The sequence below is a fragment of the Sphingomonas sp. genome (genome assembly GCF_035317925.1).
In the GTDB taxonomy this organism is placed as follows: Bacteria; Pseudomonadota; Alphaproteobacteria; order Sphingomonadales; family Sphingomonadaceae; genus Sphingomonas_I.
Genome location: NZ_DATHFV010000231.1, coordinates 1 through 20,080, shown reverse-complemented (window position 1 = coordinate 20,080; position 20,080 = coordinate 1). Strand labels below are relative to the sequence as shown.

Annotated in this window: 24 protein-coding genes and 1 pseudogene; 2 read left to right on the top strand and 23 right to left on the bottom strand. The window is 66.0% G+C overall.

The window, feature by feature from the left end:
- The 19 genes from VK533_RS16935 to VK533_RS16845 all read right to left on the bottom strand — a co-directional run.
- The coding region (locus tag VK533_RS16935) for an aminotransferase class I/II-fold pyridoxal phosphate-dependent enzyme (RefSeq protein WP_324379882.1) at window positions 1-1,024 on the bottom strand (1,024 nt) is incomplete at its 3' end.
- Window positions 1,024-1,272, bottom strand: a complete 249-nt coding sequence (locus tag VK533_RS16930) for an acyl carrier protein (RefSeq protein WP_324379880.1) — start codon at window positions 1,270-1,272, stop codon at window positions 1,024-1,026. The genes VK533_RS16935 and VK533_RS16930, both read right to left, overlap by 1 nt.
- Window positions 1,273-1,334: 62 nt before the next feature.
- The gene (locus VK533_RS16925) at window positions 1,335-2,237 is read right to left on the bottom strand and encodes an NAD-dependent epimerase/dehydratase family protein (RefSeq protein WP_324379878.1); all 903 of its coding nucleotides are present in this window, start codon (window positions 2,235-2,237) and stop codon (window positions 1,335-1,337) included.
- Window positions 2,237-3,373: a glutamate 5-kinase gene (gene proB / locus VK533_RS16920; RefSeq protein ID WP_324379876.1), complete on the bottom strand. Its 1,137-nt coding sequence runs from the start codon at window positions 3,371-3,373 to the stop codon at window positions 2,237-2,239. The genes VK533_RS16925 and proB overlap by 1 nt, the downstream gene beginning before the upstream one ends.
- On the bottom strand, window positions 3,358-4,389 hold the full coding sequence (gene obgE / locus VK533_RS16915) for a GTPase ObgE (protein WP_324379874.1): 1,032 nt from the start codon (window positions 4,387-4,389) through the stop codon (window positions 3,358-3,360). Before obgE ends, proB begins: the two co-directional genes overlap by 16 nt.
- Window positions 4,390-4,433: 44 nt before the next feature.
- The gene (locus VK533_RS16910) at window positions 4,434-5,129 is read right to left on the bottom strand and encodes a DUF4114 domain-containing protein (RefSeq protein WP_324379872.1); all 696 of its coding nucleotides are present in this window, start codon (window positions 5,127-5,129) and stop codon (window positions 4,434-4,436) included.
- Window positions 5,130-5,330: 201 nt separating this feature from the next.
- Window positions 5,331-5,855 carry a GNAT family N-acetyltransferase gene (locus tag VK533_RS16905; protein WP_324379870.1) on the bottom strand — a complete coding sequence of 175 codons (525 nt, stop codon included), beginning with the start codon at window positions 5,853-5,855 and terminating at the stop codon, window positions 5,331-5,333.
- Between the two features lie 166 nt (window positions 5,856-6,021).
- Complete coding sequence (rpmA, locus tag VK533_RS16900) at window positions 6,022-6,288, bottom strand: 50S ribosomal protein L27 (RefSeq protein ID WP_324379868.1); 267 nt, start codon at window positions 6,286-6,288, stop codon at window positions 6,022-6,024.
- Between the two features lie 17 nt (window positions 6,289-6,305).
- Window positions 6,306-6,692: a 50S ribosomal protein L21 gene (gene rplU / locus VK533_RS16895; RefSeq protein ID WP_324379866.1), complete on the bottom strand. Its 387-nt coding sequence runs from the start codon at window positions 6,690-6,692 to the stop codon at window positions 6,306-6,308.
- Window positions 6,693-6,826: 134 nt separating this feature from the next.
- A complete protein-coding gene (locus VK533_RS16890) occupies window positions 6,827-7,186 on the bottom strand; it encodes a hypothetical protein (protein WP_324379864.1) in 360 nt (119 codons plus the stop codon).
- A gap of 45 nt (window positions 7,187-7,231) precedes the next feature.
- Window positions 7,232-7,612, bottom strand: a complete 381-nt coding sequence (locus VK533_RS16885) for a hypothetical protein (RefSeq protein WP_324379863.1) — start codon at window positions 7,610-7,612, stop codon at window positions 7,232-7,234.
- Between the two features lie 44 nt (window positions 7,613-7,656).
- Window positions 7,657-8,148: a demethoxyubiquinone hydroxylase family protein gene (locus tag VK533_RS16880; RefSeq protein WP_324379861.1), complete on the bottom strand. Its 492-nt coding sequence runs from the start codon at window positions 8,146-8,148 to the stop codon at window positions 7,657-7,659.
- 20 nt (window positions 8,149-8,168) lie between these two features.
- Window positions 8,169-8,633 (bottom strand): disulfide bond formation protein B, encoded by a 465-nt coding sequence (locus VK533_RS16875; protein ID WP_324379859.1) that lies wholly within the window; start codon window positions 8,631-8,633, stop codon window positions 8,169-8,171.
- On the bottom strand, window positions 8,633-9,991 hold the full coding sequence (locus tag VK533_RS16870) for a S41 family peptidase (protein WP_414712330.1): 1,359 nt from the start codon (window positions 9,989-9,991) through the stop codon (window positions 8,633-8,635). Before VK533_RS16870 ends, VK533_RS16875 begins: the two co-directional genes overlap by 1 nt.
- A 98-nt stretch (window positions 9,992-10,089) precedes the next feature.
- Window positions 10,090-10,896 (bottom strand): murein hydrolase activator EnvC family protein, encoded by an 807-nt coding sequence (locus tag VK533_RS16865; protein WP_324379857.1) that lies wholly within the window; start codon window positions 10,894-10,896, stop codon window positions 10,090-10,092.
- Window positions 10,897-11,319: a 23S rRNA (pseudouridine(1915)-N(3))-methyltransferase RlmH gene (locus VK533_RS16860; RefSeq protein ID WP_324379856.1), complete on the bottom strand. Its 423-nt coding sequence runs from the start codon at window positions 11,317-11,319 to the stop codon at window positions 10,897-10,899.
- Window positions 11,320-11,733 carry a ribosome silencing factor gene (gene rsfS / locus VK533_RS16855; protein WP_414712329.1) on the bottom strand — a complete coding sequence of 138 codons (414 nt, stop codon included), beginning with the start codon at window positions 11,731-11,733 and terminating at the stop codon, window positions 11,320-11,322.
- 8 nt (window positions 11,734-11,741) lie between these two features.
- Window positions 11,742-12,407, bottom strand: a complete 666-nt coding sequence (locus VK533_RS16850) for a nicotinate-nucleotide adenylyltransferase (RefSeq protein ID WP_324379854.1) — start codon at window positions 12,405-12,407, stop codon at window positions 11,742-11,744.
- Complete coding sequence (locus VK533_RS16845) at window positions 12,371-13,639, bottom strand: glutamate-5-semialdehyde dehydrogenase (RefSeq protein WP_324379851.1); 1,269 nt, start codon at window positions 13,637-13,639, stop codon at window positions 12,371-12,373. Before VK533_RS16845 ends, VK533_RS16850 begins: the two co-directional genes overlap by 37 nt.
- An 84-nt stretch (window positions 13,640-13,723) precedes the next feature.
- On the opposite strand from VK533_RS16845, the gene VK533_RS16840 reads away from it, so the two are divergent.
- Both VK533_RS16840 and VK533_RS16835 read left to right on the top strand, forming a co-directional pair.
- Window positions 13,724-14,803, top strand: a complete 1,080-nt coding sequence (locus VK533_RS16840) for a DUF3667 domain-containing protein (RefSeq protein WP_324379849.1) — start codon at window positions 13,724-13,726, stop codon at window positions 14,801-14,803.
- 64 nt (window positions 14,804-14,867) lie between these two features.
- Window positions 14,868-16,436 carry a PAS domain-containing sensor histidine kinase gene (locus VK533_RS16835; RefSeq protein WP_324379847.1) on the top strand — a complete coding sequence of 523 codons (1,569 nt, stop codon included), beginning with the start codon at window positions 14,868-14,870 and terminating at the stop codon, window positions 16,434-16,436.
- Window positions 16,437-16,472: 36 nt separating this feature from the next.
- Here VK533_RS16835 and VK533_RS16830 read toward each other — a convergent pair whose 3' ends face one another.
- The 4 genes and pseudogenes from VK533_RS16830 to VK533_RS16815 form a co-directional block, all read right to left on the bottom strand.
- Window positions 16,473-17,123 carry an energy transducer TonB gene (locus VK533_RS16830; RefSeq protein ID WP_324379845.1) on the bottom strand — a complete coding sequence of 217 codons (651 nt, stop codon included), beginning with the start codon at window positions 17,121-17,123 and terminating at the stop codon, window positions 16,473-16,475.
- 139 nt (window positions 17,124-17,262) lie between these two features.
- Window positions 17,263-18,663: an MFS transporter gene (locus VK533_RS16825; protein WP_324379843.1), complete on the bottom strand. Its 1,401-nt coding sequence runs from the start codon at window positions 18,661-18,663 to the stop codon at window positions 17,263-17,265.
- Window positions 18,664-18,714: 51 nt separating this feature from the next.
- On the bottom strand, window positions 18,715-19,131 hold the full coding sequence (locus VK533_RS16820) for a hypothetical protein (protein WP_324379841.1): 417 nt from the start codon (window positions 19,129-19,131) through the stop codon (window positions 18,715-18,717).
- A 99-nt stretch (window positions 19,132-19,230) separates the two neighbouring features.
- Window positions 19,231-20,080 (bottom strand): annotated as a pseudogene (locus VK533_RS16815) (cell division protein FtsH); the annotation flags it as partial.

The window sequence follows — 20,080 nt, the reverse complement described above, 5'->3', positions numbered from 1 at the left end:
CGATATGATAGCCGAGGTCGCGCAGGCCCTGGTGGAGCCGCTTCGAATTTTTCCAGAGGTGCGCGCGCTTGTCGCCCGCATGCATCAGCTTGCGAATCGAGGCCGCGGCGGTCGCAACCACCGACGGCGGCAGCGACGCGGTGAAGACGTAAGGCCGGCAGACGAGGCGCAGCACCTCGAAATCGGGATGGTTGGAGACGCAGAAGCCGCCGACCGTGCCGACCGACTTGGAAAAGGTGCCGACGACGAAGTCGATATCGTCCTCGCACCCCATCTCCTCGTACACACCGCGCCCGTTGGGCCCGAAAAAGCCCATGCCATGGGCTTCGTCGCACAGGATCATCGCCCCATGCTTCTTCGCGACCGTGACCATCTCGGGCAGCGGGGCGACGTCGCCGAACATCGAATAGACGCCTTCGAGCACGACCAGCTTGCCCGCTTCCTTGGGCAGTCGGCCGAGGCGCTTGTCGAGATCCTCGACGCTGTTGTGGCGGAAACGGACGATCTCGGCATTGCCGAGCCAGCAGCCGTCATAGATGGAAGCATGGCTATCTGCGTCGAGGATGACGTAATCGCCCTTGCCGGCCAGCGTCGAGATGATTCCGAGATTGGCCTGGTAGCCGGTCGAGAAGACGATCGCGTGCTTCGTGCCGTAAAATTCCTTGAGCGCGTCCTCGCATTCGCGATGGCCCTGATAGGTGCCGTTGAGGACGCGGCTGCCGGTCGTGCCCGCGCCGAATTCGTCGAGCGCCTTCTTGCCCGCCGCGACGACGTCGGGATCGAAGGTCATGCCCATATAATTGTAGGTGCCGAGCAGGATCGTATCCTTGCCCTGGATCACCGCCAGCGTCGGCGATTTGACCTCGGTCATCACGATCGAGAAGGGATCGCGCACGCCGGTCGCGAGCAAGGCCTCGCGCTCGTTGATCAGCGGCTTGAACTTGGACAGCAGATCGTGCGCGCCGGCCGGGTTCGGCAGATTGGCCAGGCTAATATCCTCGGGCGTGTCGATCGCGTCGGTCATCACGCGGCCTTCTTCAGCTTGCTGATCGTGGCGACGAGCTGACCGACCGTGTCGATCTCGGCCTGCATGTTCATCGTGATCAATATATCGAACTCGTCCTCGACCGCCGCGACGAAATCCATCACCGTCAAGCTGTCCCATTCGAGATCGCCGGCAAAGGTGGTGGCGTCGGTCAGGTCGACGCCCTTTTTGTTGAAGGGCTCGATCTGCTCGGCGACGCGCTCGAAAATCTCGTCATGGTCGGTCATTGCTTAGCCTTTACGGAACGTGAGCCGGGCTTGCCAAGCGATTGCGGCATGAAGTGGGCGTTTCAGAGCCAACCCTGGGCCTTGTACCAACGCGCGGTGGCGGCCAATCCTTCCTCGGTCGGGATTTGCGCGCGCCATAAATCGGCCGGAGGCTGCGCATGGGGAGCAGCCGTCCAGTCGGGATGGCAGAAATAATCGACGCGATCGCGGGTCAGCTTGGCCTTCTTGCCCCGGATCAGCGTATCGAGCCGGACGCCCAGCATCAGCAGGCCTTTCGGCAGGGGTATGGGAAGCACCTTGTTGCCCACCGCGCGGCCGATCCCGCAGGCGAGCTCGACCATCGTCCAGCCGCCGGGATGGCCGTCATCGGGCTCGTAACTGCGGCCGTGGCTCGCCTCGCTGGCGAGGCAGGCGAGCATCAGCCGGCACAGGTCCCGAACATGGATGATCGACAGATGCCCGCCGGGAGGAAGGGGGATGATCCCTTTCTTCGCGATCCGGAACAGTTCGAACATTTCGCGGTCGCGCGGCCCGTAGATGGCGGGCGGGCGGATGATCGTCCAATCATGGCCGGCGGCGATCACCGGCGCCTCCGATTCGCGTTTCGAGCGGCCATAAGCCGAAAGCCGCGGCTCGCGCGCGGCGAGCGACGAGATATGGATGAAGCGCGTGATGCCCGTACCGGCGGCGGCGGCGATCATATTCTCGGTGCCGACGACATTGCCGTCATGAAAGGCCTGCGCGTCTCCGTTGATCACGCCCGCGACATGGATCACCGCGTCGCAGCCCTCGCACAAGGCCGCGAGGCTGTCGGGCCGGTCGAGCGCGCCCTCGATCCAGGTGACGCCCTCCTGCGGCGGCTGGGCGCGGCGGGTGAGCGCGTTGACCTGATGGCCTTCAGCGAGCGCGGCCTCGATCAGATGCGAACCGACGAAACCGGTGCCGCCGGTGATCGCGAGCCGCATCAGAGCAAAACCAGATGGTCGCGATGGACCAAGGCGGTGCGAGGCGCATAGCCGAGCAGGGCGGCGTGGGCGTCGCTGCGGTGGCCGACGATGCGGGCGGCATCGGCGGAATCATATTCGGACAAGCCGCGCGCGATCTTCGCGCCGTCCGCATCTGCGATTTCGATCACGTCGCCACGCGCGAACTGGCCATCGACCTGAGTCGCACCGGCGGCGAGCAGGCTCTTGCCCTGCCGCAGCGCCGCGATCGCGCCTGTATCCACCGTCACGCAGCCGTGCACGGTCAAGCGGCCGGCGAGCCACGCCTTGCGCGCCGACGCGCCGTTGCCCGCGACGAACACCGTGCCGCGGCCATTTTCGGCGAAGGCGGACAAGGGCCGATCCTGTTTGCCGGAGATGATCGCGAGATGTGCGCCGCCGGCGAGCGCGATCCGTGCCGCTTCCAGCTTGGAGACCATGCCGCCCGAGCCCATCCCCGAATCCGATCCGCCGTCGGCCATCGCGCGGATGCGCGCGTCGACCTCGGTCACTTCGGGAATCAAAGTCGCGGCGGGATCGCGCGCGGGGTTGGCGGTGTAGAGCCCATCGACGTCCGACAACAGGATCACGCCGTCGGCGCCGGCGGCCTGGGCGATGCGCGCCGCCAGCCGGTCATTGTCGCCGAAGCGGATTTCCTCGGTCGCGACCGAATCATTCTCGTTGATGACCGGCACCACGCCGAGCGTGAGCAGCCGGTCGAGCGTCGCCGAGGCGTTGAGATAACGGCGGCGATCCTCCAGATCGTCGAGCGTCACCAAAATCTGCGCCGCTGTCAGATTTTCACCGCCGAGCAATTCCGCCCAGGCGTGGCTGAGCCCGATCTGGCCGGTCGCCGCCGCCGCCTGCGCATCCTCCAGGCTGGCCCGCCCGCCCTTGGCGAGGCCGAGCCGGCGCGCGCCGAGCGCGATCGCGCCCGAGGAAACGATCGCGATCTGCTGGCCGGCCGCGATGCGCGCGGCGATATCCGCGACCACGCCCGCCAGCCAGTCGCGCCGGATCGCGCCCGCAGGATCGACCAGCAGGGCCGACCCGATCTTGACGATCAAACGCGGGCAAGCGCCGGGCGCGAAGCGGGCGGCGCCTAGATGGGCGACCATTCGTCGGGCTCTTCGGCTTTGGGCATGACCGGTCCAAGCTCGGCGATGAGGCGGTCGAGCGCCGCCTCGACACCTTCGCCGCTCGCGCCCGACAGCAGGATCGGCTGCTCGCCGGATGCCTTGGCGAGCTTCTTGGCCAGCTTCGCGACCTCCTTGGGATCGACTGCATCGATCTTGTTGAGCGCGAGGATTTCGGGCTTGTCGACCAGGCCCGCGCCATAGGCGTCGAGCTCGCCGCGCACGACGCGCCACGCTTCGACCGGATCCTCGCCGCTCGCATCGACCAGATGGAGCAGCACGCGGCAGCGTTCGATGTGGCCGAGGAAACGGTCGCCGATGCCGGCACCGTCGGCGGCACCCTCGATCAGGCCGGGGATGTCGGCGATCACGAATTCGCGGCCATGGCGGCTGGCGACGCCCAATTGCGGGTGGATCGTGGTGAAGGGGTAAGCGCCGACCTTGGCGCCGGCATTGCTGACGGCGTTGATGAAGGTCGATTTGCCGGCATTGGGCAGGCCGAGCAGGCCGGCGTCGGCCAGCAATTTCAGCCGCAGCCAGACATACATTTCCTCGCCCGGCCAGCCGGGGCCGTGCTGGCGCGGGGCACGATTGGTCGAAGTCTTGTAGCTGGCATTGCCGCGACCGCCGTCGCCGCCGCGCAGATAGACGACCCGCTGGCCGGCCTCGGTCATGTCGAGCAGCAGCGAACGTTCCTCGTCGTCGGCGAGGACCTGCGTACCGACCGGCACCTTGATGACGAGATCGTCGCCGCCGGCGCCGGTGCGGTCGGTACCCGCGCCCGGCGAGCCGCGCTGTGCCCGGAAATGCTGCGTGTAGCGGAAATCGATCAGCGTATTGAGGCCGGGCACGGCTTCGAAGATGATGTCGCCACCCTTGCCGCCGTTGCCGCCGTTGGGGCCGCCATATTCCATATACTTCTCGCGCCGGAACGACACTGCGCCCGGCCCGCCGCTACCCGAGCGGATGAAGATCTTTGCCTGATCGAGAAAATGCATGCCGCCGCCTAGCTGAAGACGGCGGAAATGCGAAGCTTAAGGGTTCAGGCGAAAGCCCGGACCGAGCGGCGACGGCGCATCATGGCGCCCATCATGCCGAAGCCGCCGACCATCATCGCCCAGCTGGCGGGTTCGGGCACAGCCGCGCTGTCATTGTCGCCGCCGCCGATCGGATGATGCGGGATCGGTGCGCCGATGATCAGGTTCGAGGCGACGAAGGTGTAATCGTTATAATTGTTGTCGCCGCGATTATCGCCGGTGGTCGTGTCCTCGAAGCCGAGGAAGATACCGCCTGGCACGCCGATCCAGGGCTCGCCCGGATAGGCGTTGGCGAAGATGTGGTTCAGGCCGTCGGCATTGTCCGCGACATCGGTGTAATAGGTGCCGAGATAGGTGCCCGCCGCGTCGCGATCGTAAACGTTCAGGAAAAATTCGATCACGTCGCCGGCGTTGAAATTGCCGAGATTGGTCGCGTGGAAATCGGGCGAGCTGCTGCCCAGCGGCAGGATGCCGTTGTCGATCACGTGGCCGTTTACTTCGACGCCGAGCGTCGATTCGTAATAGCCGGTCGAGGGCATCGTGTAGATCGTGACATCGCCGGTCTGGGCGACGGTGAAGCTGTACGTCTGGGTGTTGGCGTGACCGGCATTATCGTAGCGATAGTGCATATCGGTTGCCGAGGCGGTGGTGCCCGCCAGAGCGGCCGCGAACAAAGCGGCGGCGGAAATCAGGGTACGCATAAACTACAAATCCCAGGCTCGATGCGGCGATACGGCCGCGTATCCAGAGGCCGTTAGGGGAAGAATCGGACGCCGTCCCGCCCGATTTTTCGCGTTTACTTTAATTGACGTTCCTATCGTGACGTTGGCGCAACTACATCGTTCGATAGGGTTTTTTGGTTAACGACTGCCCGGTGCGCGGGCAGCGCACCGGGAAAATCCTTATGCCGCCAGCGCTTGCGACGCTTCCTCGCGCTCGCGGACGAACAGGCGCGTTTCCATCGTCCCGCGCGCGAAGCTGGCCGTCCAGGCTTTCTTACCGGTCGACCGGAAGCCGAGCTTGCGCAGCACGCCTGCCGACGCGTGATTGTCGAGCGCATGCCGCGCCCTGATTCGCGGCAGGCGCAGGCTGGCATCCGCCAGCGCTAGCACCGCGCGTCCTGCCTCGGTCGCATAGCCGCGGCCCCAATGATCGCGCGCGATCCAATAGCCCAGTTCGGCCTCGATATCGCCACTCAGCCCGATGCCGCCAACGATCGCGTTGCTGTCGCGCCGGCAGATCAGAAAGCGTGGGCGCATCAGATCCACGGGCAATGCGAGGAACGTCTCCGCATCGCTCAAGGCATAGGGCCACGGCACGCGCGTCAGGTTACGCACGATCTCCCGATCGTCGATCGCAGCCGCCAGTGCGGGCGCATCCTCGATCCAGCCCGGCCTTAACAGCAGGCGCTCGGTTACAGCGAACATCGGTATCGTCTCCTGTCGCTCGCCCTGCCGAAGAAGCGTGAAGCTTCCGCGACATGGACATCAGGGAGACACGAAAAAGGGAGGCGGTGCGACCCGTCTCCCTGACGATCCGGCTTATCCGGATCTCGGGTCGCCCACTGGACGACCCGTTTTCACGTTCGCCCGTTTATTCGGCCGCTTGCGCGGTAATCACGCTGACGTAGGAACGGCCAAGCTTGCCGGTATGGAAGGCGACGCGGCCCTCGGTAAGCGCGAACAGGGTGTGATCCTTGCCCATGCCGACACCGGTGCCCGGATAGACCTTGGTCCCGCGCTGGCGGATGATGATGTTGCCGCCGATGACGGTTTCGCCACCGAACTTCTTGACGCCGAGACGGCGGCCAGCGGAGTCGCGACCATTGCGCGAAGAGCCGCCTGCTTTCTTATGTGCCATTGCTCTCTAGCTCCTGCTTACGCTTCGGCAGCCGCGGGTGCGGCTTCCGGAGCGGCGGTCTTCTTGGCCGGTGCCTTCTTGGCGGCGGCCTTCTTCTCGCCCTGCTCGCCGCCGATGGCGGTGATCTTCAGGACGGTGTGATACTGGCGGTGGCCGTTGCGGCGGCGGTAATTGTGCCGGCGACGCTTCTTGAACACGATGATCTTGTCACCGCGGCCCTGCGCCAGGATCTCGGCCGAGACCGTCAGGCCCTCGACCGACCTGATCTCCGAGCCTTCGCCTGCGAGCAGGACGTCGCCGAGCGTGATCGCCGTACCGGCCTCACCCTCAAGCTTCTCGACGACAATCTTGTCTCCGGCGGCGACGCGATACTGCTTGCCGCCTGTGCGCACGATAGCGAACATGGCTCTCTCTACTTTCGATTCCGGATCGTGAGCCATCCCGATAAGGGGCCCGCGAAAGCGCGCCAGCTATGCGTTTTGGCGATGGCTGTCAAGATATCGGCGCTCTTCTCAACGAGAGAACGCCAAGACGGCGGTTACCTTCTATTCTCGTCCAGGAATTTGCGGAAACAACCCGTCTGGCCATAGCTGCCGGTCGGGCTGCAGCTGCCGGGTAGGCCTTGGCGGCTAACATATTCCAGCACCTTGGCGGTGCCGGCCCAGCTGCCGTCGCGCGCCTCGTTATATTTTTTCCCGCGAAACTGCTTGGGGATGCGGTAGCGCTCGCTCTCCGGCTGACGCGCGCAGACCACGATTTCGTCGTCGCTGCTGCGCGGGCAGGGATCGTTGCCGAACACCACAAGCGTGGCAATTTTTTCCCTGGTTGGCGCTGGGGCGGCGAAAGCAGGCTGGGCTGCGGACAGCGCCAGAACAGCGGTGAGAAGGATGATTTTCATGTTCGGACCGATCCGCCTTTTTGCCTGAGCGCCGCGTGAACGCGCTTACTTGGGCAGGGGCGATTCGGCCTCGGCCGCGGCGTCCTGCTTCTTCTCGGCGCGCGCGGCCTGCATCTGCTGCTTCCAGCAGCCGGTCCAGCCGCCCGCGCCGGTATTGGTGCAGCTGCCGGTGCCCGACTGGCTGACGTCGTTCATCGACGCGGCGCGCTGCGACCAGGGCTGGTCCTGCGGTGCGAGCGGCCCCGACCGCAGCGACTGCGGGATCCGGAAGCGCTCGCTCTCGGGCGCGCGGATACAGACCGTGCCGGCTGGGCATTGATCATTGCCGTAGATGATCAGCGCCTTGTCGTTCTGCTGGGCGAAGGCGGGCGCGGCACCGAGCCCGGCCAGGATCGCGGCCGCAAGCGGCAGGATATGCTTGATCATGGCCGTCTCTCCTCGAATCACAGTCAGAACGCGCGGATATCGCATCATATCCGCTCCGATAGGCCGATCGCGACGCGGCAGCCAAGCCGGATCGCGGCGGACAGCAAAGGATAGACCGGGGCCTGCTCGGCGCCCGCGGCGATGGCGGCATCGCGATGCTCGACCTCCTCGGCGCGAAATTCGGCGATGACGCCGCCCAATTCAGGGTCAGTATCGCCCAGCCGGTCAATCTGCGCGCCATAATGGCGGTCTATTTCGGTCTCGATCGCGGCGGTGCAGGCCATTGCCGCCTCGGGGCCGATCAGGGCGGTCGCCGCGCCGAGCGCGAAGCCGGCCACATCCCATAAAGGCGTGAGCGCGGTCGGACGCACGTGCCGTTCGGCGATCATCGCGTCGAAGCGGGCGCGATGACGCTCTTCCTGCGCGGCCATGCGGGCGATCATGCGCGCGGCCGGGTGGCGTGCGCCCATCACCGCCAGCTGGCCGGCATAGATGCGGGTCGCGCCGAATTCGCCCGCCTGGTCGACGCGCAGCATTGCCGCGCGCTCCCCTTCGCTCAGCGGCGCTTGAGGCATAAAGCCAGTACCGTGAGGCCACCCAGGGTCGAAATCAGGAAGTTGAACCCGGCCAGGCTGATCCCGGCCAAGGTCCATTGCGGTTCGTCGCAACGGATCAGCGGCGCCGCCAGCAACTGCTTCATGAAATCGGCGCCAGTGGCATGGACCAGGCCGGTGCAATGCTGTGGGCCAGGCCACCATTTATATTCGACGCCGGCGTGGAAGCCGCCGATCACGCCGCTGGTCAGGATCAGCAGGCCGGCGAGGATCGTCAGCGGCAGGCTGAGCGGGGTGCGGCGGAGCAGGATCGCCAGCGCGGCGGCGACGATCGCCGCATAATGCGGATAACGCTGCCACATGCACATCTCGCAGGGGACGAGATGGCCCAGATATTGCGATCCGAGCGCGCCCGCCATCAGGGCAAGCGGCAGCAGCAGGGCAATGGTTCGCGCGCGCGCCAGCATCAATGCTTCCTGTCGGGCTTCGGCAGCGGAGTGTTCATCGCCACCTGCACCGCCGGATTGGCGAGCCGGGCGATCGTCTTGATCGCATAATCGAGCTGGAAGTCCTCGACGCCCGCTTTCTTGAGTTCGTCCGGCGTGGCGGCGAAGCGCGGGTCGGTCTTGGCATCGTTCTCGAGGATGCTGTTGTCGACCTTGGCCTGGTTGAGCAGATGCCGCTTGAGATCGGCTTCGCGGAGGCGCGGCCGATCCTTGTAATCGGCGTCGCTGAGCTGCGGCACGGTGACGTCGGGCTCGACGCCGCCTTCCTGCACCGAACGGCCCGACGGCGTGTAATAACGCGCGGTGGTCAGGCGGAGCGCGGTGTCGTCGGTCAGCGGCAGCAGGGTCTGGACCGATCCCTTGCCGAAGCTGCGTTCGCCCATCACGATCGCGCGGCGCTGATCCTGCAGCGCGGCGGCGACGATCTCGGCGGCCGACGCGGAGCCGGCATCGACCAGCACCACGATCGGCGCGCCGTGCGTCAGGTCGCCGCGGACCTTCGATTCGGCGAAATAACGCTCGATATCGCTCTTATCGCGGCCGCGCTGCGAGACAATCTCGCCATGGTCGAGGAAGATGTCGGATACTTCGATCGCCTGATCGAGCAATCCGCCCGGATTGTTACGCAGATCGATTACATAGCCGAGCGTGTGGCCGCCGGTCTGCTTGTCGATATCCGCGATCGCCTTTTCGACGCCGGGGCCGGTCGGCTTGGAAAAGCCGTTGATGTTGATGATGCCGACGTTGTTGACGACCTTCGATTTGACCAGCTGGATGTTGATGATCTCGCGCGTCAGCGTCACGTCGAACGGCTTGTCGCGGCCGGGGCGGACGATCGTAAGGCGGATCTTGGTGCCGGGCGTGCCGCGCATCTTGTCGACCGATTCGTCGAGCGAATCGCCGTAGATCAGATTGCCGTCGAGGTTGGTGATATAGTCGCCGGGCTTGATGCCGGCGCGGAAAGCGGGCGTGTCCTCGCTCGCCGCGACCACCTTCACCGCGCCTTCGTCCATCTGCACGGTCAGGCCGAGGCCACCGTAATTGCCTTCGGTCGTCGACTGCATGTTCTTGAAATCATGCGCGTCCATGTACGAGCTGTGCGGATCGAGGCTGGCGAGCATGCCGTCGATCGCGCCCTTGATCAGCGCCTTGTCGTCGACCTTGTCGACATAGTCGGCCTTCACCCGCTCGAACACGGCCATGAACTGGTCGAGCTGCTTGTAATCGTCGCTGTCGCTGGACGCGGGCGCGGCCACCATTGCCGAAAGGACCAGGGCCGCGGCCACGAAGCCGCCGGAGCGGAGCAATATCTTACGCATCGTACGTGGAATCTTTCATCGTCTGGATGCCGCTTTAGCCGCTTGTGCAGGGTGGTGGAACCGACTTGCGCGCGGCTTCCTGTACGAGGGCTTGCCGGTCATTGCAGCGCCATCGCCGCGGCGTCGATCGCGCGGCCGTCATGGCGCAGCTCGATCGTCAGCCGGGGATCGGTTGACGCCATATGGCCGAGCGGAGAACCTGCCGCGACCAACGCGCCGCTGTTCGCGGTCACCAGTTCGAGTCCGGCCAGCATCGTGGTCCAGCCATGGCCATGGTCGAGGATGACGATGTCGCCATAGCCGCGGAAGGGGCCGGCATAAGCGATCCGCGCCATCGCCGGGGCAACCACGGTCGCGCCCGGCGCGGTCGCCAGCGTCAGCCCGCGCGCACGCACGCCGACCATCGAGCGCTCGCCCATGCCGATCAGGACCTTGCCCGCCGCCGGCAGCCGATAGGCGCCGCCCGGCCCTTCGGCGGCGTTGGGGAAGGCGGGCGCCGGCAGCGCCGCCAGGCGCGCGGTCTCCTTTGAGGATTGCGCCAGCGTGTCGTCATCCTGGCCGGCGTCGAGAATCGCCGCGAGCGCCTGCTCGGTCTCGGCACGCAAGGCATCCGTCGCGATCCGCTGCCGGCGGAGCGCGGCGGTGCGCCGCCGGATTTCTGGCACCAGACTGGCGATCAGGGCGCGGGTGCGTACCGTATCGTCGACCGCCCCCGGCCGGGCGAGGGCCAGCGCGGGCGGACGCAGCGCCAACCGCTGGGCGGTGGCGAGCAATTGCGCGAGCGGGGCTTCGGCGGCGGCGAGTTTCGCTTCCTGCGCGCTGGCGGCCCGATCGAGCGCGGCCAGCCGCGCTTCGGCCTGGGCCTGCGACAGCGGCGCGCTGGCGAGAAGGAGAGCGAGGATCATTCAACCCTCGCGATGATACGGGTGGCCGGCAAGGATGCTGGCGGCGCGCCACAATTGCTCGGCGAGCATCGCGCGCGCCATCAAGTGCGGCCACGTCATCGCGCCGAAATTTATCAAAAGATCGGCCTGTACTCGTTCGGCATCTTCGAAACCGTCCGCGGCGCCGATCAGGAAGCGGGTTTCGCGGATGCCGTCATCGCGCCAGCGGCCGAGTTGTTTGGCGAAGGCGACCGAGCCTAGGCTCTTGCCCTTTTCGTCAAGGATGATGGTTTTGGCGCCCGGCGGCAAAGGCGGCATCCTGCCGCCGGTGTCGGGCAATTCGGTGATCCTGGTCGGCCACGATACGCGGCTGAGATAACGTTCGACCAACTCCGCCTCGGGCCCTCGCCCGATGCGGCCGCGCGCTACGATATGTAGCAGCACTCAGGCTGCGCCGACTGCCTCGGGCACGGGGCGGGGCGCTTCGCCGAACGACCACATCCGCTCGAGATTGTAGAAGCTGCGCACTTCCGGGCGGAACAGGTGGACGATCACGTCGCCGGCGTCGATCAGCACCCAATCGGCAGTCGGCATGCCTTCGACGCGTGGGGACCGGCCGGTGAGCGCCTTGATCTTGTCGACCAGTTTGGCGGCCATCGACCCGACCTGACGGCTCGAGCGCCCCGACGCGACGACCATATGGTCGGCGATCGAGGATTTGCCGGCGAGAGGAATGGACACTGTTTCCACCGCCTGATCGTCATCCAGCGATGAAAGCACCAGCCGATGAAGAGCTTCGATACTGTCGGCCGGATCGGCGGGCGGCTGTTCGGCAGTACGCTTGGCGGTAGCGGGCAAAATACCTCCTACAGGAGCGGACGGCGCGATACGGGATCGCGCAGACCATTGGTTTTCAGGGATGAAGTCCAGTCGGGCCGAAGGGCGCGCACCCGCGTCGCGGAAGAAGGGTCGGGGCGGAAGCGCAACAGCACGAGCGCCGGCGGACTCCAGATCGTCCAGTTTTTCACATGGCCTGGACGCCGGACGAAGCGTCTGAGCCAGCCCATTGCCGGAGCGTTTTGGGCAGCACCATCATACCCCGGACGGGCAATCACCGCAATCGGCATCGTGCGCGCGATCCTCCGCCAGTCGCGCCAAAGGTGGAACTGGGCGAGATTGTCGGCCCCCATCAGCCAGATGAAGCGGCGATTCGGGTAGAGTCGCACCAGCTTGCGCAGCGTGTCGGCGGTGTAGCGCGTGCCCAGTTCGGCCTCGATCGCGGTCGGCACGATCCGGCTGCGGCGCGACGCCTGCCGGGCCGAGGCAAGGCGTGTGGACAAAGGCGCCATGTCGTCCGCGCCGTCCTTGAGCGGATTGCCGGGCGAGACCAGCCACCACAATTCGTCGAGTCCCAAAGCCTCGATCGCCTGCAGGCTGATGCGGCGATGGCCTTTATGCGCGGGATTGAACGATCCGCCGAGGAGCCCGATCAGTATCAAGGCCGGGTCTGGCCCGTGCCCCTGACCAGCCATTTATAGGTGGTGAGCCCTTCGAGCGCGACCGGGCCGCGCGCGTGCAACCGGCCGGTGGCGATGCCGATCTCGGCGCCCAGCCCGAATTCGCCGCCGTCGGCGAACTGGGTGGAGGCGTTCCAGGCGACGATCGCGCTGTCGACCCCGTTGAGGAAATGCTCGGCGGTGAACTGGTCTTCGGTCACGATCCCGTCGGTATGGTGCGATCCGTGCGCGGCGATATGCGCCATCGCGCCGTCGACGCCGTCGACGAACGCCACGGACAGGATCGCGTCGAGATATTCGGTATCCCAATCCTCGGCGGTGGCGGCCACGGCGCGCGGTTCGATCGCGCGGACCTCGTCCGTCCCGCGCAGCTCGCAACCGGCATCGGCCAGGGCGGCCAGTATCGGTTTCGAATCCGCGAAGGCGCGATCGATCAGCAACGTTTCCATCGCGCCGCAAATGCCGGTGCGGCGCATCTTGGCGTTGAGCGCGACGTCGCGCGCCATGGCGGGGTCGGCGGCGCGATCCACATAGAGATGGACGATGCCGTCGAGGTGCGCGAGTACCGGCACCTTGGCCTCGGCCTGGACGCGCGCGACCAGGCTCTTGCCGCCGCGCGGGATGATGATGTCGATCAGCCCGGCCGCCGTCAGCATCGCCCCGACCGCGGCACGGTCGGATACCGGCACGAGCTGGATCGCGTCCTCGGGCAGGCCGGCTTCGGCCAACCCCTGCTGCAGGCAGGCGTGGATCGCATGATTGCTGGCGCGCGCTTCCGATCCGCCGCGCAGGATCGCGGCATTGCCCGCCATCATCGCGAGCCCGCCCGCATCCGCGGTCACGTTGGGCCGGCTTTCATAGATGATCCCGACCACGCCGAGCGGCACGCGCACACGGGTCAGGATCAGGCCGTTGGGGCGGGTCGTGCGGTCGATTTCCTGGCCGACCGGGTCGGGCAGCGCCGCGACCGCTTCGAGGCCTGCGGCGATGCCTTCGACCCGCTGGGGATTGAGCTTCAGCCGGTCGAGCATCGCGCCGGTCAGGCCATTGGCCTCGCCCCGCGCCACATCCTCGCCATTGGCCGCCAGGATTGCGGCCTCGCTCGCCCGCAGCGCCTTCGCCGCCGCCGTCAAGGCTGCCGCCTTGGTCGCGGTTGGCGCGAGCGCCAGCACCGCCGACGCGGCGCGCGCGCGGCGGCCCATTTCGTGGATGAGCGCTTGGGCGTCGATAGGCGTCTGCTCGGTCATGATGCTGTTTCCCTAGAACGTGATCGCTTTCGGTGGAAGAAAGATACGCTTTCACAGGGTGCGTGAATCGCTAAGAAAGGCGGCATGAGCGAAGCAGGGGACGGCATCGGATCCTTGGCGACGGGCGCGCTGTGGGCGCGCACCTTCGGCGGGCGTGACGCGGGCGCGCATAGCGCGCATGACGAAGGCGGCGCTTGCGCCAATTGCGGGACCGAACGGATCGGGCCCTTCTGCCATGCCTGCGGCCAGATGGGCCATCTCCACAGGAATTTGATGGGGCTGGTGCACGATATCGCGCATGGCGTGTTCCACTTCGAAGGCAAGTTGTGGAAGACCCTGCCAATGCTCGTCTGGCATCCGGGCCGGCTGACGCGGCGCTATGTCGATGGCGAGCGCGCCAAGTTCGTGTCGCCGATGGCGCTATTCCTGTTTTCGGTCTTCCTGATGTTCGCGGTGGTGTCGAACCTCGCGCGGAATCACGAGGCCAAGTCCGTGAGCCTGACGCCGCATGGCGCGGTCGATACCCAGGTATTATTCAACCAGGACCAGGCCAAGCTGGCGGGCCTGCAGGCAGAGCGCGCCAAGATCACGGACAAAGTCGCGGGCGCCGCGTTGGACGGGCAGATCAGCGATCTGAAGCAGGAGCTTAACGGCCTTCAGATCGGGCTGGATGCGCGCAACTTCATCTCCCATCCCGCCGCCAATGCCCCCAAGGTGACCCATATCAACACCGGCTGGCGGTGGCTGGACCGAAGTGTCAGCCATATGTCGGAAAACCCCGACCTCACGCTCTACAAGATGAAGACCTACGGCTATAAATATAGCTGGGCGCTGATCCCGATCTCCTTGCCCTTCATCTGGCTGCTATTCGCCTTCCGCCGCGATGTCGGCCTGTACGATCACGCCATCTTCTCGATCTACTCGCTCAGCTTCATGTCGCTGGGCGTGGTTTCGCTGACTTTGTTCGGCTGGCTCGGCCTGCCGGGCGGGCTGATCTCGCTGCTCGCCATGTTCGTGCCGCCGGTGCATATGTATCGCCAGCTCAAGGGGGCTTACACGCTCGGCCGGTTTGGAGCCTTTTGGCGGACTTTCGCGTTGCTGGTGATCACATCGATCACGTCGTCCTTGTTCATCGCGTTCCTGTTCTACATGGGCAGCGACTAAAAGCGGGCCAAACCGTTGAGCCTGCTGGAAATCACGCCGCGCCCCGGATAGGGCCGGGAGAGATATGGCTGCAGTCCCCGATCAGGATCAGATTGTCGGCTTCGGCGGCGACCGCCGTTTCGAGCTGTTGGTCAATGCCGTCACCGATTATGCGATCTATCTGCTCGACGTAAACGGGCATGTGGCGAGCTGGAACAGCGGCGCGCAACGCTTCAAGGGCTATAGCGCCGAAGAGATAATCGGGCAGCATTTCAGCGCCTTCTACACGGCGGAGGATCGCGCGACCGGTCTGCCCGCGCGCGCGCTGCGGACGGCGGAAACGGAAGGCAAGTTCGAACAGGAGGGCTGGCGCGTCCGCAAGGACGGGACGCGCTTTCCCGCGAGCGTGCTGATCGATCCGATCCGCGACGAAACCGGCAGGCTGATCGGCTTCGCCAAGGTGACCCGCGACCTGACCGAGCGCTGGAAGGCGCAACAGGACATGCAGGCGACGCGCGAGGCGCTGGCCCAGGCGCAGAAGATGGAAGCGATCGGCCGGCTGACCGGCGGCGTTGCGCACGATTTCAACAATCTGCTGACCGTGATCCGGGCTTCGGCCGACCTGCTCGGGCGATCCGACCTCGCCGAAGAGAAGCGCCAGCGCTACGTTCGGGCGATCGCCGAGACCGCGGAGCGCGCGGCGCAACTGACCGGGCAATTGCTTGCCTTCGCCCGACGCCAGCCGCTCAAGCCGGAACGGTTCGATGTCGCCGCGCGGCTGGGCGGCATGGGTCAGATCATCAACACAACCTTGGGCTCACCGGTCCAGGTCGCCTATCTGGTCGAGTCCGATGTCGGCGTGGTCGAGGCGGATCCCAACCAGTTCGAGACCGCGATCCTCAACATGGCGATCAACGCGCGCGACGCGATGCCGGCCGGCGGGGTTTTGCGGATCAGTGCGCGCAAGGTCGACCGCGTTCCCGCGGTGCGCGGTCACGCCGCCGTCTTGGGTTCATTCGTCGCGGTAACGGTCGAGGATGACGGCACGGGCATCGCTCCGGATACGCTTGCGCGCATCTTCGAGCCCTTCTTCACCACCAAGGAGGTGAACAAGGGTACCGGCCTCGGCCTGAGCCAGGTCTATGGCTTCGCCAAGCAATCAGGCGGCGAGATTTCGGTCGAGAGCGAGCCCGGTGAAGGCAGCCGCTTCACCCTGTTTCTCCCCCGCATCGATCACGCCGAGCCCGGCGTGGCGGTGCCCGTCGCGGCGCCTGCAGCCACCTCCTCGAAGCGCCGATCGGTGCTGCTGGTCGAAGACAATGAAACCGTGGGTAGCTTCGCGCACAGCCTGCTCGAGGAACTCGGTCAGGATGTGACCTGGGTTATCGGGGCGGAAGACGCATTGCGCATCCTGGAAGAGCGGCACGCGGCCTTCGATCTGGTCTTCTCGGACGTGGTGATGCCCGGCATGAACGGCATCGATCTGGCGCAGGAGGTACGTGACCGCTGGCCCGATCTGCCGGTGGTCCTGACCAGCGGCTACAGCCATATCCTGGCCGAAGAGGGCAGCCATGGGTTCGACCTGCTGAAGAAACCCTATTCGATCGAAGGGTTGCTCGAGGTACTCAGGGGCGGCACGATCAAGCCGGAATGAACGCTCCGCTGCAATCCGCAGCGGAGCGCCATCACATCACTGGTTTGGTATCTGCCAGCGGAAGCGGTCGCTCCGCTGGGCGCTGGTCGGATTGCCGTCGGCATCGCGCGCGGGCGTGAAATGGGCGCGCCTGGTGTAAAGCCGGCAGGTCGTGTCATCGAGCAGCCGGTTGCCGCTCGATTGCGTGACCAGGCAGGAGCGGACCTTGCCGTCCGTGCCGATCGTCGTCGAAATCGCGACCGTGCCCTGCACGTTTTCACGGATCAACGACGCCGGATAATCCTCGGTCGTTATCCAGCTTAGCCGGCCGGAATCGGGTATCGCATCGCGCGCTTGGCTGGCTTTGATCGGCGGGTTGTCGATCGTTCCGCCACCCGATCCGCCCCCGCCCAGATCGATAGGAGGGAAATAGATCGGAACGATCGGGTCGGTCTTGATCGTGTCGATGGGATGCTGGGGCGTTACGGTTGTGGATTGCGTGATCGTCGGTGCCTTGGGCGGCGGGTTTTTGTGAGGCTGCGGAGGCGGCGGATCGACCGGGAACTCGACCGTCGTTATGGTCGGTCCGTGTCTGATCACCTCATAAGCGAGGCCACTCAGCAGAGCATAGCCGATGGCGAGATGGGCGCCGATCACCGCGGCGACGGTGGCGGGGTTTCTCTGTCGGGACTGTTCGAGATAGGACATCGCTCACTCCTCTCACGCAGGAGAGCCGTGGCGGAACCAAGTGTCCGTCATGCGGCACTCGCTGAGAGGAAATTCTGCTTGTTATGATATATTGTCAAGTCGCCGAAATGTCCGAACCGCTTTCCATTCGCGCCGCCTTCTAGGCGGGCCGGCCGAGCCGGGCCGGCAGGGTGAGGAAGGCGACGATGCCGGCCGCGATGGCGAGCGTCGCGCCGATCAGGGCCGCGCCATGAAAGGCGCTGGTCAGCGCCGCCCCGGATTGCGCCATCACCGCGCCGGCGAGCGCGGTCGCGATCAGCCCGCCGGTGCGCGCGATCGCGCTGTTGAAGCCCGATGCCGTGCCCATATGCTCATCGTCGACCGAGGAGAGAACTGCCGTGGTGAGTGGCGCGACCGCGCCCGCCATGCCGAGCGCCAGCACCAGCATGCCGGGCAGGATGCTCGTCCAGAAGCTGGCATGGGGGTCGGCCCGCACCAGCAAGGCGAAGCCCAGGCCGCAGACGATCGGGCCGATCGTGAGCGGCCAGCGCGGCCCGATCGTCTCGGCGACGCGGCCCATCACGCGCGATCCGCCGCCGATCAGGATCGAGAAGGGGAGCAAGGCCGCGCCCGCGCGCAACGGCGAATAGCCGCCACCGACGATCAGCACGTACGGCAATAACAGGATCAGCCCGCCCATCGCCGCATAGAGCAGGAAGGTCACCAAAGTGAGCCCGCCGAACGCCCGCGATCCGAACAGGCCGAGCGGCATCATCGCCTTGTCGCCCTCCTTGTGTTCGGCCAGCACGAACAGGCCGAGCGCCGCGATCCCGCCCGCCAGGCCGATCCAGCTTTCGCTGCTCATATGGTGCGTGCTCGACCACAGGGTCAGCGCCCAGGTCAGCCCGAACAAGGCGACAGTCGCGAGCGACGCGCCGAGCCAGTCGAGCGCGCGCTTGCCCGCGCCGCTCTCGCGCACCGCGAGCAGCGCGATCAGGATCGCCAGCGCGCCGAACGGCAGGTTGATATAGAAGATCGCCCGCCAGCCGACATTGTTGATCAGCCAGCCGCCCAAGGGCGGGCCGATCGCGGCCGAAATGGCGCTCGCCGCCGCCCAGGTCCCGACCGCACGGCCCTTGGCGGGCCCCGAGAAGGTATGGCTGAGGATGGCGAGGCTGTTGGGCAGCAGGATCGCCGCGCCCAGGCCTTGCAGCGCGCGCGCCGTCAGCAGGACCGCGATACCGGGCGCGAGCGCGCAGCCGATCGAGGCGAGCAGGAACAGGCCGATTCCCACCACGAGCAAACGCCGCCGTCCGAAATGGTCGCCGGCGGCCCCACCCATCAGCAGCAAGGCCGAGAGCGGCAGCGTATAGGCGTTCATCGTCCATTGCAGGTCGGCGGCGCCGCCGCCCAGGCTGTGCCCGATCGCGGGCAAGGCGACGTTGACGACCGACCCGTCGATGAAGGCGAGGCTGGATGCCAGGATGCAGGTGACGAGCGTCCAATTGGGATGCTGCAGCGGGAGCGGTCCGGTTGTGGCCTTTATGCGGCGTGCGGCCATGCCAATTCCCTTTGCTGCCCTGGCCTGCCTAACCGCGGGTTTCCCGCCGTCCTAATGGCTTTTGGCTGCGGCGTTCTGCGGTTCCTCGAGATCGGTAGCGTTCTCGTATCGGTCGAGCTCCGCGGCATGGGCGTCGACGGTGACCGGCATGTGCTGCTGGGGCGCGATCGCCTTGGTCCAGGGGTTCATACTGACGCAACGACCCGAATAATTACCGCATTCGCGGATTTCGCCCGTGTCGCTGTCCACCACCACGATCACGGCGTTGTCGTCCTCGGGCGTTGCGGCGGCCGGATTGGTGGTGGGGTCGCGTTGCAGGTGCGTCCAGATCTTGCCCGGGTCGAAAATGCCGATGCCGGCATAACGGCCGTGATGCCGTTCGCTGGTGTCAAGCACGTCCGAAACCTTATGGCAGCCTGTGGCGCTTAGAAGGGCGACTGCGATCAATGCGGCTTGGGTCGGGCGCATCCTTCTCTCCCTTATCCGTCGGCCACCTATGCACCCGAATACAGCGAAAACAAAAAGGGCGGCCCGAGGGCCGCCCTTTCGTCTTCGTGGTTCGGACGCTCAGGCCCCGGCGGGGCTGGGCTCGCCCCAATTGCCGGGCCGCCGGCTCTTGGGGATGGAGGAGCCGCCCGCGGCGAGCTTGCGCGGTGCCTTGCTCGACGAATCCTCGCGGCCGATATCCTCGCCCTTGATCGCGCGCTTGGCTTCGTCGCCGTTCAGGGTCTCGAACTCGAGCAACGCGGCCGACAGGCGATGCAGCTCATCGAGATTGTCGGTCAGCACCTGGCGGGCCGTGCCTTCGCCTTCCTCGACCAGACGGCGCACTTCGCTGTCGATCAGGCGGGCGGTTTCTTCCGACATATTCTGGTTGCGCGACACCGAATGGCCGAGGAACACCTCGTCCTGATTGTCGCGATAGCGCAGCCAGCCGAGCTTCTCGCTCATGCCATATTCCATGACCATCGAACGGGCCATGTCGGTCGCCTGCTGGATGTCGTTCGACGCGCCGGTATTGAGCTCGTCATCGCCATAGATCAGCTGCTCGGCGATGCGGCCGCCGAAGCAGAGCGCGAGGCGCGCCTTCATCTGCTTCATCGTCATCGAATACCGATCGCGCTCGGGCAGGTTCCAGGTCACGCCCAGCGCACGGCCGCGCGGAATGATCGTCACCTTGTGGAGCGGATCGCAGCCCGGGACGTGGAGCGAGACGAGCGCGTGGCCGGCCTCGTGATAGGCGGTCGCCTTCTTCTCGTCCTCGGTCATGACCATGGACCGGCGCTCGGCGCCCATCATGACCTTATCCTTGGCGTCCTCGAAGTCGCGCATCAGCACCATGCGGCGGTTGCGCCGCGCCGCCATCAGCGCCGCCTCGTTGACCAGGTTCATCAGGTCCGCGCCGGAGAAGCCCGGG

Coding starts and splice junctions, on each gene's coding strand:
- obgE (WP_324379874.1), bottom strand. CDS start 4,389: ATGCATTTTCTCGATCAGGCAAAGATCTTCATCCGCTCGGGTAGCGGC.
- VK533_RS16930 (WP_324379880.1), bottom strand. CDS start 1,272: ATGACCGACCATGACGAGATTTTCGAGCGCGTCGCCGAGCAGATCGAG.
- VK533_RS16835 (WP_324379847.1), top strand. CDS start 14,868: ATGGCTGCAGTCCCCGATCAGGATCAGATTGTCGGCTTCGGCGGCGAC.
- VK533_RS16875 (WP_324379859.1), bottom strand. CDS start 8,633: ATGCTGGCGCGCGCGCGAACCATTGCCCTGCTGCTGCCGCTTGCCCTG.
- VK533_RS16850 (WP_324379854.1), bottom strand. CDS start 12,407: ATGGCTGGTCAGGGGCACGGGCCAGACCCGGCCTTGATACTGATCGGG.
- VK533_RS16840 (WP_324379849.1), top strand. CDS start 13,724: ATGAGCGAAGCAGGGGACGGCATCGGATCCTTGGCGACGGGCGCGCTG.
- VK533_RS16870 (WP_414712330.1), bottom strand. CDS start 9,991: ATGCGTAAGATATTGCTCCGCTCCGGCGGCTTCGTGGCCGCGGCCCTG.
- VK533_RS16825 (WP_324379843.1), bottom strand. CDS start 18,663: ATGGCCGCACGCCGCATAAAGGCCACAACCGGACCGCTCCCGCTGCAG.
- VK533_RS16885 (WP_324379863.1), bottom strand. CDS start 7,612: ATGATCAAGCATATCCTGCCGCTTGCGGCCGCGATCCTGGCCGGGCTC.
- proB (WP_324379876.1), bottom strand. CDS start 3,373: ATGGTCGCCCATCTAGGCGCCGCCCGCTTCGCGCCCGGCGCTTGCCCG.
- VK533_RS16845 (WP_324379851.1), bottom strand. CDS start 13,639: ATGACCGAGCAGACGCCTATCGACGCCCAAGCGCTCATCCACGAAATG.
- VK533_RS16880 (WP_324379861.1), bottom strand. CDS start 8,148: ATGCTGCGCGTCGACCAGGCGGGCGAATTCGGCGCGACCCGCATCTAT.
- VK533_RS16865 (WP_324379857.1), bottom strand. CDS start 10,896: ATGATCCTCGCTCTCCTTCTCGCCAGCGCGCCGCTGTCGCAGGCCCAG.
- VK533_RS16925 (WP_324379878.1), bottom strand. CDS start 2,237: ATGCGGCTCGCGATCACCGGCGGCACCGGTTTCGTCGGTTCGCATCTG.
- VK533_RS16830 (WP_324379845.1), bottom strand. CDS start 17,123: ATGTCCTATCTCGAACAGTCCCGACAGAGAAACCCCGCCACCGTCGCC.
- rpmA (WP_324379868.1), bottom strand. CDS start 6,288: ATGGCACATAAGAAAGCAGGCGGCTCTTCGCGCAATGGTCGCGACTCC.
- VK533_RS16820 (WP_324379841.1), bottom strand. CDS start 19,131: ATGCGCCCGACCCAAGCCGCATTGATCGCAGTCGCCCTTCTAAGCGCC.
- rplU (WP_324379866.1), bottom strand. CDS start 6,692: ATGTTCGCTATCGTGCGCACAGGCGGCAAGCAGTATCGCGTCGCCGCC.
- VK533_RS16910 (WP_324379872.1), bottom strand. CDS start 5,129: ATGCGTACCCTGATTTCCGCCGCCGCTTTGTTCGCGGCCGCTCTGGCG.
- VK533_RS16890 (WP_324379864.1), bottom strand. CDS start 7,186: ATGAAAATCATCCTTCTCACCGCTGTTCTGGCGCTGTCCGCAGCCCAG.
- VK533_RS16905 (WP_324379870.1), bottom strand. CDS start 5,855: ATGTTCGCTGTAACCGAGCGCCTGCTGTTAAGGCCGGGCTGGATCGAG.